This window comes from Streptomyces macrosporus, assembly GCF_039533145.1.
Lineage (GTDB): Bacteria > Actinomycetota > Actinomycetes > Streptomycetales > Streptomycetaceae > Streptomyces > Streptomyces macrosporus.
This window is the reverse complement of the sequence record NZ_BAAASZ010000020.1, coordinates 671,076-683,366: the sequence shown is the minus strand read 5'-3', so window position 1 is coordinate 683,366 and position 12,291 is coordinate 671,076. Positions and strand designations below refer to the sequence as shown.

The 12,291-nt window shown below is 71.1% G+C and carries 8 protein-coding genes; 3 read left to right on the top strand and 5 right to left on the bottom strand.

Translation table 11 applies throughout. The features are described from left to right. The first annotated feature begins 12 nt into the window (after positions 1-12). The gene (locus tag ABD335_RS15065; RefSeq protein ID WP_344322908.1) at positions 13-483 is read left to right on the top strand and encodes a PPOX class F420-dependent oxidoreductase; all 471 of its coding nucleotides are present in this window, start codon (positions 13-15) and stop codon (positions 481-483) included. A gap of 134 nt (positions 484-617) precedes the next feature. Here the strand turns inward: ABD335_RS15065 and ABD335_RS15060 are convergent, their stop codons facing one another. From ABD335_RS15060 to ABD335_RS15040, 5 genes are all read right to left on the bottom strand, one after another. Continuing rightward, positions 618-2,081 carry a glutamate synthase subunit beta gene (locus tag ABD335_RS15060; RefSeq protein ID WP_344322906.1) on the bottom strand — a complete coding sequence of 488 codons (1,464 nt, stop codon included), beginning with the start codon at positions 2,079-2,081 and terminating at the stop codon, positions 618-620. Then, a complete protein-coding gene (gltB, locus tag ABD335_RS15055) occupies positions 2,074-6,636 on the bottom strand; it encodes a glutamate synthase large subunit (RefSeq protein ID WP_344322904.1) in 4,563 nt (1,520 codons plus the stop codon). The genes ABD335_RS15060 and gltB overlap by 8 nt, the downstream gene beginning before the upstream one ends. 320 nt (positions 6,637-6,956) lie before the next feature. Next, positions 6,957-7,712 carry a VIT1/CCC1 transporter family protein gene (locus ABD335_RS15050; protein ID WP_344322902.1) on the bottom strand — a complete coding sequence of 252 codons (756 nt, stop codon included), beginning with the start codon at positions 7,710-7,712 and terminating at the stop codon, positions 6,957-6,959. Between the two features lie 192 nt (positions 7,713-7,904). Further along, positions 7,905-8,924, bottom strand: a complete 1,020-nt coding sequence (gene lgt, locus ABD335_RS15045) for a prolipoprotein diacylglyceryl transferase (protein ID WP_344322899.1) — start codon at positions 8,922-8,924, stop codon at positions 7,905-7,907. Positions 8,925-9,040: 116 nt separating this feature from the next. Next, positions 9,041-9,802, bottom strand: coding sequence for a DsbA family protein (locus ABD335_RS15040; protein ID WP_344322897.1), 762 nt, complete (start codon positions 9,800-9,802; stop codon positions 9,041-9,043). Between the two features lie 255 nt (positions 9,803-10,057). On the opposite strand from ABD335_RS15040, the gene ABD335_RS15035 reads away from it, so the two are divergent. Together ABD335_RS15035 and ABD335_RS15030 are read left to right on the top strand one after the other, a co-directional pair. Next, positions 10,058-10,441, top strand: a complete 384-nt coding sequence (locus ABD335_RS15035; RefSeq protein WP_344322895.1) for a DUF485 domain-containing protein — start codon at positions 10,058-10,060, stop codon at positions 10,439-10,441. Positions 10,442-10,500: 59 nt separating this feature from the next. Continuing rightward, entirely contained in the window at positions 10,501-12,132 is a 1,632-nt protein-coding gene (locus tag ABD335_RS15030) for a solute symporter family protein (RefSeq protein WP_344323061.1), read from the top strand. Positions 12,133-12,291 lie beyond the last annotated feature (159 nt).

The following is a 12,291-nucleotide window of genomic DNA, read 5'->3' as shown; positions in this document are numbered from 1 at the left end:
TAGGATCGGACCATGAGCCCTTCCATCGCCCGCAACACCCGTGTCGGACTCGACGAACTGCTGGACTTCGTGCGCCCTCGCCACCGGGCGATCCTGCTCACCCGCCGCGCCGACGGCTCCCCTCAGGGGTCGCCGGTGTCGTGCGGGGTGGACGGCGAGGGGCGGATCGTGATCTCGACGTACCCGGAGCGGGCGAAGACCCGCAACGCCCGCCGTGATCCGGCCGTCAGCGTGATCGTGCTGTCGGACGACTGGAACGGACCGTGGGTGCAGGTCGACGGCACCGCGGAGGTTCTGGACGTGCCCGAGGCGGTGGAGCCGCTGGTGGAGTACTTCCGGGTCATCGCGGGCGAGCACCCGGACTGGGACGAGTACCGGGAGGCGATGGTGCGGCAGGGGAAGTCGCTGCTGCGGATCACGCCGGAGCGCTGGGGTCCGGTGGCCACGGGCGGTTTCCCGGCGCGGTTGGCGCAGGACGGCTGACCGGGTGCCCGAGGGGCCGGGGCCGGGCGTGCCGCGGCGCCGACACCCGGTCGGGGAGGGGGTCGGCGCCGCGGGTAGCCCCGCCGGGTGCCGCGGGCCGTGCCGCGCGGCACCCGGCGGGTGATCGGGGGCCGTCAGACCGTCAGCGCGCGGTCCGTCGGCCTGATGGGGGCGGGCAGGGAGCTGGCGCCGGTCAGGTAGCGGTCCACGGCGCGGGCCGCGGAACGTCCCTCGGCGATGGCCCACACGATCAGCGACTGGCCGCGGCCGGCGTCTCCGGCGACGAACACGCCGGGGACGTTGGTCTGGAAGTCCGCGTCGCGGGCCACGTTGCCGCGCGCGTCCAGTTCCAGGCCGAGCTGTTCGACCAGGCCGTTGGTCCTGTCGATGCCGGTGAAGCCCATGGCCAGGGTGACGAGCTGGGCGGGGATCTTGTTCTCGCTGCCGGGCTTCGGCTCGAACCTCCCGTCCTTGAACTCGACCTCGACCAGGTGCAGGAACTGCACGTTGCCGTCCTCGTCGCCCTCGAAGTGGGTGGTGGAGACGGAGTACAGCCGCTCGCCGCCCTCCTCGTGCGCGGAGGTGACCTTGTAGAGCATGGGGAAGGTCGGCCACGGCTGGGTCACCGGGTTCCGCTCCTCGCCGGGGCGGGGCATGATCTCCAGCTGGGTGACGGAGAGGGCGCCCTGGCGGTGGGCGGTTCCGACGCAGTCGGCGCCGGTGTCGCCGCCGCCGATGACGACGACGTGCTTGCCCTCGGCCGAGATCGGGGAGGTGACGTAGTCGCCCTCCTGGACCTTGTTGGCCAGCGGCAGGTACTCCATCGCCTGGTGGATGCCCTTGAGTTCACGGCCGGGCACGGGCAGGTCGCGGGGGGTGGTGGAGCCGGCGGCGATGACGACCGCGTCGTAGCGCTTGCGCAGGTCGGCGGCGTCGAGGTCACGGCCGATCTCCACGCCGGTGCGGAACTTGGTGCCCTCCGCGCGCATCTGCTCGACGCGGCGGTTGATGTGCCGCTTCTCCATCTTGAACTCGGGGATGCCGTAGCGCAGCAGTCCGCCGATGCGGTCGGCGCGCTCGTAGACGGCGACCGTGTGGCCGGCGCGGGTGAGCTGCTGGGCGGCGGCCAGGCCGGCGGGGCCGGAGCCGATGACGGCGACGGTCTTGCCCGACAGCCGCTCGGGCGGCTGCGGGGTGACGCCGCCGGCCTCCCAGGCCTTGTCGATGATGGTGACCTCGACGTTCTTGATGGTCACCGGCGGTTGGCTGATGCCCAGCACGCAGGCGGACTCGCACGGCGCCGGGCACAGCCGCCCGGTGAACTCCGGGAAGTTGTTGGTGGCGTGGAGGCGCTCGCCGGCGGCCTGCCAGTCGCCGCGCCAGGCGTAGTCGTTCCACTCGGGGATGAGGTTCCCCAGCGGGCAGCCGTTGTGGCAGAACGGGATGCCGCAGTCCATGCACCGGCCGGCCTGCTTGCCGATGATCGGCAGCAGGGAGCCGGGGACGTACACCTCGTTCCAGTCCTTGACCCGCTCCTCCACGGGGCGGGTCCGGGCGACCTCGCGATCGGTGGTCAGGAAGCCCTTGGGGTCAGCCATTGGTCGCCGCCTCCATCATCTTCTCGTGGGTCTCGGACTCCGACAGTCCGGCTCGCTCGGCGGCGTCCTTGGCGGCGAGCACTGCCTTGTACGTGGTCGGCATGATCTTGCTGAAGCGTTCGACGGCGCTGTCCCAGTCGGCGAGCAGCGCCTCGGCGACGGTGGAGCCGGTCTCCTCCCGGTGGCGGCGCACGACGTCGTGCAGCCACTGCCGGTCCGTCTCGTCGAGGGGTTCGACGGCGCCGGCGACGTCGGGGTTGACGTTGTCGGCGTCCAGGTCGACGACGTACGCGGTGCCGCCGGACATGCCGGCGCCGAAGTTGCGTCCCGTGGGGCCCAGGACGACGGCCGCGCCGCCGGTCATGTACTCGCAGCCGTGGTCGCCCACGCCCTCGGAGACGACCAGTGCGCCGGAGTTGCGGACGCAGAAGCGTTCGCCGACGCTGCCGCGCAGGAACATCTCGCCGCCGGTGGCGCCGTAGGCGAGGGTGTTGCCGGCGATGGTGGAGTACTCGGCCAGGTGGGAGGCGTTCCGGTCGGGGCGGACGATGATGCGTCCGCCCGACAGGCCCTTGCCGACGTAGTCGTTGGCGTCGCCTTCCAGGCGGAGGGTGACGCCGCGCGGCAGGAAGGCGCCGAAGGACTGGCCGGCGGAGCCGGTGAAGGTGATGTCGATGGTGTCGTCGGGCAGGCCCGCGCCGCCGAACTTCCTCGTCACCTCGTGGCCCAGCATGGTGCCCACCGTGCGGTTGACGTTGCGGATGGGCACCTGGGCGCGCACCGGCTGGGCGGCCTCGGCGGTGTCGGCCGACAGGGCGTCGGCGGCGAGCTTGATCAGCTGGTTGTCCAGGGCCTTCTCCAGGCCGTGGTCCTGGGCGACGACCCGGTGGCGCGCGGCGCCCTCGGGGAGGTCGGGCACGTGGAGCAGCGGGGCCAGGTCCAGGCCCTGGGCCTTCCAGTGGTCCACCGCGCGGCCGACGTCGAGGACCTCGGCGTGGCCGATGGCCTCGTCCAGGGAGCGGAAGCCCAGTTCGGCGAGGAGTTCGCGGACCTCCTCGGCGATGAACTCGAAGAAGTTCACCACGAACTCGGGCTTGCCGGTGAAGCGCTCGCGCAGCACCGGGTTCTGGGTGGCGATGCCGACCGGGCAGGTGTCCAGGTGGCACACGCGCATCATCACGCAGCCGGAGACGACCAGCGGGGCGGTGGCGAAGCCGTACTCCTCGGCGCCGAGGAGGGCGGCGATCACCACGTCGCGGCCGGTCTTGAGCTGGCCGTCGGTCTGGACGACGATGCGGTCGCGCAGGCCGTTGAGGAGCAGCGTCTGCTGGGTCTCGGCCAGGCCCAGCTCCCAGGGGCCGCCCGCGTGCTTGAGCGAGGTGAGCGGGGAGGCTCCGGTGCCGCCGTCGTGGCCGGAGATCAGCACGACGTCCGCGTGGGCCTTGGACACGCCCGCCGCGACCGTGCCGACGCCGACCTCGGAGACCAGCTTCACGTGGATGCGGGCGGCGGGGTTGGCGTTCTTCAGGTCGTGGATGAGCTGGGCGAGGTCCTCGATGGAGTAGATGTCGTGGTGGGGCGGCGGGGAGATGAGCCCGACGCCGGGGGTGGAGTGCCGGGTCTTGGCCACCCACGGGTAGACCTTGGGGCCGGGGAGCTGACCGCCCTCGCCGGGCTTGGCGCCCTGGGCCATCTTGATCTGGATGTCGTCGGCGTTGACCAGGTACTCGCTGGTGACGCCGAAGCGGCCGGAGGCGACCTGCTTGATCGACGAGCGGCGGGCCGGGTCGTACAGCCGCTCGGGGTCCTCGCCGCCCTCGCCGGTGTTGGACTTGGCGCCCAGCCGGTTCATGGCGATGGCGAGGGTCTCGTGCGCCTCCTGGGAGATGGAGCCGTAGGACATGGCTCCGGTGGAGAACCGCTTGACGATCTCCGAGACGGGCTCGACCTCCTCGACCGGGATCGAGGGCCGGTCGGACTTGAAGGAGAACAGCCCGCGCAGGGTCATCAGGCGCTCGGACTGCTCGTCCACGCGCTGGGTGTACTGCTTGAAGATGTCGTAGCGGCGGTTGCGGGTGGCGTGCTGGAGGCGGAAGACCGTCTCCGGGTCGAACAGGTGCGGTTCGCCCTCGCGGCGCCACTGGTACTCGCCGCCGATCTCCAGCCTGCGGTGGGCCGGGGCGATGCCCGAGGGCGGGTAGGCCTTGGCGTGGCGGGCGGCGACCTCGGCGGCGATGACGTCCAGCCCCGCGCCGCCGATCTTGGTGGCGGTGCCGTGGAAGTAGGTGTCGACGAACTCCTCGTCCAGGCCGATGGCCTCGAAGACCTGGGCGCCGCGGTAGGAGGCGACGGTGGAGATGCCCATCTTGGACATCACCTTCAGCACGCCCTTGCCGAGCGCCTTGATCAGGTTCCGGATGGCGGTCTCGGGGTCCGTGTCGGCGGGCAGGAAGGTGCCCGCGCGGACCAGGTCCTCGACCGACTCCATGGCCAGGTAGGGGTTGACGGCCGCGGCGCCGTAGCCGATGAGCAGGGCGACGTGGTGGACCTCGCGGACGTCGCCGGCCTCGACCAGCAGGCCCACCTGGGTGCGCTGCTTGGTGCGGATGAGGTGGTGGTGCACCGCGGAGGTGAGCAGCAGCGACGGGATGGGAGCGTGCTCGGCGTCGGAGTGGCGGTCGGACAGGACGATCAGCCGGGCGCCGTCGGCGATGGCGGCGTCGGCCTCGGCGCAGATCTCGTCGATCCGGTCGGCCAGGGCCTTTCCGCCTCCGCTCACGCGGTAGAGGCCGGAGAGGGTGACGGCCTTCATGCCGGGCATGTCGCCGTCGGCGTTGATGTGGACGAGCTTGGCCAGTTCGTCGTTGTCGATCACCGGGAAGGGCAGGGTGACGCTGCGGCAGGAGGCCGCGGTGGGCTCCAGCAGGTTGCCCTGGGGGCCGAGCGAGGAGATCAGCGAGGTGACGAGTTCCTCGCGGATGGCGTCCAGCGGCGGGTTGGTGACCTGCGCGAAGAGCTGGGTGAAGTAGTCGAAGATCAGCCGCGGGCGCGTCGAGAGCGCGGCGATGGGCGAGTCGGTGCCCATCGAGCCGATCGGCTCGGCGCCGGTGCGGGCCATCGGGGCGAGGAGGACGCGCAGCTCCTCCTCGGTGTAGCCGAAGGTCTGCTGGCGGCGGGTGACCGAGGCGTGGGTGTGGACGACGTGCTCGCGCTCGGGGAGGTCGCCGAGCTCGATGATCCCGGCCTCCAGCCACTCCTGGTAGGGGTGCTCGGAGGCGAGCCTGTCCTTGATCTCGTCGTCCTCGATGATGCGGTGCTCGGCGGTGTCCACCAGGAACATGCGGCCGGGCTGGAGGCGGCCCTTGCGGACGACCTTGTCCTGGTCGATGTCGAGGACGCCGACCTCGGAGGAGAGGACGACCAGTCCGTCGTCGGTGACCCAGTAGCGTCCCGGGCGCAGGCCGTTGCGGTCCAGGACGGCGCCGACCTGGGTGCCGTCGGTGAAGGTGACGCAGGCGGGGCCGTCCCAGGGCTCCATCATCGTGGAGTGGTACTGGTAGAAGGCGCGGCGGGCCGGGTCCATGGAGGGGTGGTTCTCCCACGCCTCGGGGACCATCATCAGCACCGCGTGCGGCAGCGAGCGGCCGCCGAGGTGGAGCAGTTCCAGCACCTCGTCGAAGGAGGCCGAGTCGGAGGCGTCCGGGGTGCAGATGGGGAAGATCCGCTCCAGGTCCTTGTCGCCGAACAGGTCGGAGACCAGCTGGGACTCCCGGGCCCGCATCCAGTTGCGGTTGCCCTTGACGGTGTTGATCTCGCCGTTGTGCGCGACGAAGCGGTAGGGGTGGGCCAGCGGCCAGCTCGGGAAGGTGTTGGTCGAGAACCGCGAGTGCACCAGCGCGATGGCGGAGGCGAAGCGGCGGTCCGACAGGTCGGGGAAGAAGGGCTCGAGCTGCCCGGTGGTGAGCATGCCCTTGTAGACGATGGTCCGCGCGGAGAGCGAGGGGAAGTAGACGCCGGTCTCCCGCTCGACGCGCTTGCGCAGCACGAACGCCTTGCGGTCCAGGGCGAGGCCGGTGTCGGCGCCCTCCGTGGAGACGAAGACCTGGCGGAAGGCGGGCATGGTGGAGCGGGCGGTCGCGCCGAGCAGGTCGGGGGCGACCGGGACCTCGCGCCAGCCCAGGACGGTCAGGCTCTCCTCGGCGGCGATCTTCTCGACGCGCGAGACGGCGTCGGCCGCCTCCGCCTCGTCCACCGGGAGGAAGGCCGTGCCCACGGCGTACGCGCCCGCGTCGGGGAGGTCGAAGTCGGTGGCCTCGCGGAAGAAGGCGTCCGGGATCTGGACCAGGATGCCCGCGCCGTCGCCGGAGTCCGGCTCGGAGCCGGTGGCGCCGCGGTGCTCCAGGTTGCGCAGGACGGTGAGGGCCTGCTCGACCAGGCGGTGGCTCGCCTCTCCGGTGAGGGTCGCCACGAAGCCGACGCCACAGGCGTCGTGCTCATTGCGCGGGTCGTACATTCCCTGCTTGGCAGGGTGGGCCGTCAGGGGCGCAGCACGCATCGGCTCTCCCGTCGTCGTCGTGGCAAGTGCTCCGTGCCGAGGGACGACGTTGGCCCTCTGCGTACAAATTTTCGTGCAGGTTACATGATGGCCGCTTTTCCGAAGCATGGACATTCGGTCCATCATGTGGACACTCTGGCGGGGGCGGACCCGCCTGTACGGTTTCGAGACCGGTGTGGGGGTCGGGGTGGCGCCGGCGACACTGCCAGAAGCGCTCCGGTCTCATGCCCTGCGGTGACACGATTGAAACCGCCGGGTAACACGGATACCACCCGTTCGGGAGTGAAACGGGTCACATCCGGACCCCTCCGAGCCGTGGGTCACCCCACGGCCACTCCGAACAGGGTACCGAGCCCGTAGGTGACGGCGGCCGCCGCGCCGCCCAGGAGGAGCTGCCGCAGCCCGCTGTACCACCACGGCCGCGCGGTCACCTTCGACACCACCGCGCCGCACAGGAACAGCCCCAGCAGGGCGACCACCACGGCGGGCCACAGCGCGGAGGCCCCCAGGAGGTAGGGCAGGACGGGCAGCAGGGCGCCCACGGCGAAGGAGCCGAAGGAGGAGACGGCGGCGATCATCGGCGACGGCAGCTCGCCCGGGTCCACGCCCAACTCCTCGCGGGCGTGGATCTCCAGCGCCTGCTCGGGGTTCTTGGACAGGTGCTCGGCGACCTCCTCCGCCAGCTCGTGCGGCAGGCCCCGACCCCGGTACAGCGCGACGAGTTCGCGGCGCTCGTCCTCGGGGTTGTGCCTCAGCTCGCGCCGCTCGACCTCCAGTTCGGCCACGACCAGATCGCGCTGGGAGGCCACCGAGGTGTACTCGCCGGCGGCCATGGAGAACGCTCCGGAGGCGAGTCCGGCCAGGCCGGTGATGACGATGACGTGCCGCTCCACGTCGCCGCCCGCGACGCCCGTCATCAGGGCGAGGTTGGACACCAGACCGTCCATGGCGCCGAAGACCGCCGGACGCAGCCAGCCTCCGCTGACGTCGCGGTGGGTGTGGTTGGCGGTGTGGGCCGAGTTCGGCGCTCCGGGCCGCAGCGTGATCTCGGTATCGTCTCCGGCCCTGGGCGACATCCGCTCCACCCCTCCCCGTTCGCTTCCTCATTCGCTGTCTCCGGGTTCGGTCGAACCCTCTCGACCGTACGCCCGAAGATCCGCCCGCGCCGGCAAGGAAGGCCGTACTTACCTCTCTGAGCTGCGGTTTTCCTCGGATACGCGGACGGCCCCGGCTCCGCCGGAAGGCGGGCCGGGGCCGTGGCGGGGCGCTCAGCGCTTGGTGGAGGCGGGCTTTCCGTCACCGTTTCCCGAGGACTTCCCGTCCTCGGTGGCGGTCTCCTCCGCGTCCTTCACGGCCTCCGGGTCCTTCGTGCCCTTCGCGGCCTCCGGGTCCGCGGCCTTCGCGCCCTCCGGGTCGGCGCCCTCGGCGTCCTCGGCGTCCTCGGCGTCCGTCACGTCCTCCGGGTCGGCGGCCTTCGCCGCCCGGGGCTCCACCACGTCCTCGCGGCCCGGACGGAGCCTGGCCGAGATCACGATGTAGGCCACCGCGCCCAGGAAGACGACGATCGAGGTCCAGTTGTTCAGGCGCAGGCCCCAGAACTCGTGGGCTTGGTCGATCCGCAGGTACTCGATCCAGAAGCGCCCCACCGTGTACGCGGCGACGTACAGGGCGAACGCCCGGCCGTGCCCCAGGCGGAAGCGGCGGTCCGCCCAGATCACCAGCAGGGCGACGCCCACGCACCACAGCGACTCGTACAGGAAGGTGGGGTGGAAGGTGCCGGTGTCGATGCCGTTGTCGATCTTCACCGCCCACGGCAGGTCCGTGGGACGCCCGTACAGCTCCTGGTTGAACCAGTTGCCCCACCGGCCGATGGCCTGGGCGATCGCGATGCCGGGCGCGATGGCGTCCGCGTACGCGGGCAGCGGGATGCCCCGCCTGCGGCAGCCGATCCAGGCGCCCACCGCGCCGAGCGCGATCGCTCCCCAGATGCCGAGGCCGCCCTCCCAGATCTTGAAGGCGTCGACCCAGTTCCGGCCCTCGCCGAAGTAGAGCTGGTAGTCGGTGACGACGTGGTACAGGCGGCCTCCGACCAGGCCGAACGGCACCGCCCACACGGCGATGTCGGCGACCGTCCCGGGCTGTCCGCCACGGGCGATCCAGCGCTTCCCGCCGAGCCAGACGGCGACGAAGACGCCGACGATGATGCAGAACGCGTAGCCCCGCAGCGGGATCGGTCCGAGGAGGATCTCGCCGGACGATGGGCTGGGGATGAAGGCAAGGGTGTCCATGGCTCCACGAACGCTACCGTGCCGGGCGCGGGCGGCGGCAGCCTGCCCGGCAACGGGTCCGTAACGCACCCGCGTGGCGCGCGCCACCCCGCCCGTACGGCCGGTGTCACCCGGTGTCACGCCTTCCGGGCCGCCGCCTCGACCTTCTCCGTCAGCTTCTCCGGGGTCAGTGGGGCGCTCGGGTCGCCGTAGAGGTCCTCGCCGTCCAGCAGGACGGTGGGCGTGGAGTCGTGGCCCGAGGCGAGGAACGCCTCGTTGGAGCGCTCCACCCACTCCCGGTGTTCGTCCTCGCGCACGCAGCGGGTGAAGTCCGGGCCGCTCAGCCCCTTCACCTGCTTCGCCAGCTCCAGGAGCCGGTCCTTGTCGGCGAAGGCGTCGTCGATCTCCTCCGGCTGGTGGGCGAAGAGGACGTCGTGGTACTCCCGGAACCTCCCCTCGTCGCGCGCGCAGGCGGCGGCGTTGGCGGCGTACGCCGAGCCGTGACCGCCCACGTTGCCGTCGATGATGGTGACGAGGTGGTACTCCACCTTCATCTTCCCGCCGTCCCGGAGGCGGTGGATCGCCTCGCGGAAGCCGTTCTCGAAGTGGCCGCAGCCCGGGCAGCGGAAGTCCTCGTAGACGGTGAGGGTGACCGGGGCCCCGGGGTCGCCGTCGACGATCGGCTCGACCCCGGCCCCGGTCCCGCCGGCGCCCGCCTCGCCGCCGCCCCGGTGGGCCGCCACGGCGCCGACCAGTCCGACGACGCCGAGCACGGCGACGGCGGCGATCACCGTCTTCAGCGTCCTGGCGCGCTTCTCGGCCTTCTTCTCCCGCTCCCGCCGCCGCCGCAGCCGCTCGCGCGCGGTGTGCTTTCCCTCAGGGGTGTTCCGGTTCGTCACACCCCGGTCCAACGACGCGGGACCGTCCCGCCGTGCGTTCCTCGCCGCCGTTTCCCCCGAAGGGGTGACCGCTCGTCGCGGATATCAACCGGTCGGCGCACGACGGCCTACCGTTCGGCGCACGCATGCGGCGTTCGCCGCACGCCGGGAACCGCGTCTTCACCCCGAGTGTGACGCCGCTTACGTTCCCCGCATTCCTTGAATCCGCTCCCGTACGTCGTGTCGTATCGCGTCGTGTCGATGAAGGAGGCGGCAGTGTCCGCAGACCGTCCACAACCAACCCTGGACCCCGCCGGGGACGCGGAGGACCGCATGGTGGCCATGCACAGCGATCCGCGCTTCCTGGACCTCAAGCGCAGACTGACCCGGTTCGTCTTCCCGGCGAGCGTCGCCTTCCTCGCCTGGTACCTGCTGTACGTGGTGATGTCGGTCTACGCCCGTGGGGTGATGTCCACCGTCCTCTTCGGTGACGTCAACGTGGCCCTGGTCTTCGGGGTGCTCCAGTTCGTCACCACCTTCGGCATCGCGATCCTGTACTCGCGCTACGCCGACCGCCGGCTCGACCCGGTCGCCGACGACCTGCGCGCCGAACTGACCACTCCGTCCGCCCGCACCGACCTCTGGGGAGGCCGACCGTGAGCAACGTCTCCGGAACGCTCCTGGCCGCGGAGGTCAGCTCCAGCAGCCGCGTCATCACCATGCTGCTGTTCACGGTGATGATCGCCGCGACGCTCGGCATCACCATCTGGGCCAGCCGTCAGACCAAGACCGCCGCCGACTTCCACTCCGGCGGCCGGTCCTTCTCCGGCATCCAGAACGGCTTCGCCATCGGCGGCGACTACATGTCCGCCGCGTCGTTCCTGGGCATCGCGGGCATGATCGCGCTGTTCGGCTACGACGGGTTCCTGTACTCCATCGGCTTCCTCGTCGCCTGGCTGGTGGCGCTGCTGCTGGTGGCCGAACTGCTGCGCAACTCCGGCCGGTTCACCATGGCCGACGTGCTCTCCTACCGGATGCAGCAGCGTCCGGTGCGCACCGCGGCGGCCGTCTCCACCATCGTGGTGTCGATCTTCTACCTGCTGGCCCAGATGGTGGGCGCCGGTGCGCTGATCGCGCTGCTGCTGGGCATCCAGCCGGGCGAGACGTTCCTGGGCATGGACGCGGACACCGCGAAGATCATGGGCATCGTCGTCGTCGGCGTCCTGATGGTCGTCTACGTCAGCTTCGGCGGCATGAAGGGCACCACCTGGGTCCAGATCGTCAAGGCCGTCATGCTGATGGGCGGCGCCGCGCTGCTCACCGTGATGGTGCTGGCCGAGTACGGGTTCAGCTTCGGCGCGCTGATGTCGGACGCCGCCCAGGCCAGCGGCGCCGGGCAGTCGTTCCTGGAGCCCGGCCTGCGGTACGGCGTCGAGGTGCCCGGTGACGCCCTGCAGACGCTCTGGAACAAGCTGGACCTGATCAGCCTCGGCCTCGCCCTGGTGCTGGGCACCGCGGGCCTGCCGCACATCCTGATCCGCTTCTACACCGTTCCGGACTCCAAGGCGGCCCGCAAGTCCGTCAACTGGGGCATCGGTCTGATCGGCTCCTTCTACCTGCTGACCCTGGTCCTCGGCTTCGGCGCGGCGGCCCTGGTGGGCAAGGAGGCCATCACCGCCCAGGACGCGGCGGGCAACACCGCGGCGCCCCAGCTGGCGCAGGTGCTGGGCGAGAACGTCGGCGGCGACACCGTGGGCGCCGTCCTGCTGGCGGTGATCGCCGCGGTGGCCTTCGCGACGATCCTGTCCACGGTGGCCGGTCTGACCATCGCCTCCTCCTCGTCCCTGGCGCACGACTTCTACAACAGCGTGCTGCGCAAGGGCAGGGCGTCGGAGCAGGAGGAGATCCGGGTCGCCCGCTTCTCGGCCTTCGGCATCGGTGCCGTGGCGATCATCCTGGCGATCTTCGCGCAGGGCCTGAACGTGGCGTTCCTGGTCGCGCTGGCCTTCGCCATCGCCGCCTCGGCCAACCTGCCGACCCTGCTGCTCAGCCTGTTCTGGAAGCGCTTCAACACCCAGGGCGCGGTCGCGGGCATCTACGGCGGTCTGATCAGCGCGGTCGGTCTGGTGATCTTCTCGCCGGTGTTCTCGGGCGGTGAGAAGGCGCTCATCCCGAGCATCGACATCGCCTGGTTCCCGCTGTCGAACCCGGGCATCGTCTCCATCCCGATCGGTCTGCTGTGCGCGGTCGTCGGCACGCTGATGTCGGGCGAGAACAACCCCCGGCGCTTCGCGGAGCTCCAGGTGCGGGCGCTGACCGGAGCCGGTGCGGAGGGTGCCTCGCAGCACTGATCGGCGGCCCCGAGGCTCCGGCGGGACCCCCGGTGGCGGGTGCTTCTCACCGGCGTGACCCCCCACGTTCGGCGCCGGACCCGCCATCGGGTTCCAGGGGAGTTCCCCGGCTTGTGGCCGGGGGGCTCCCCTGGACCTTTGGGTGCGTTACGGTCGCCC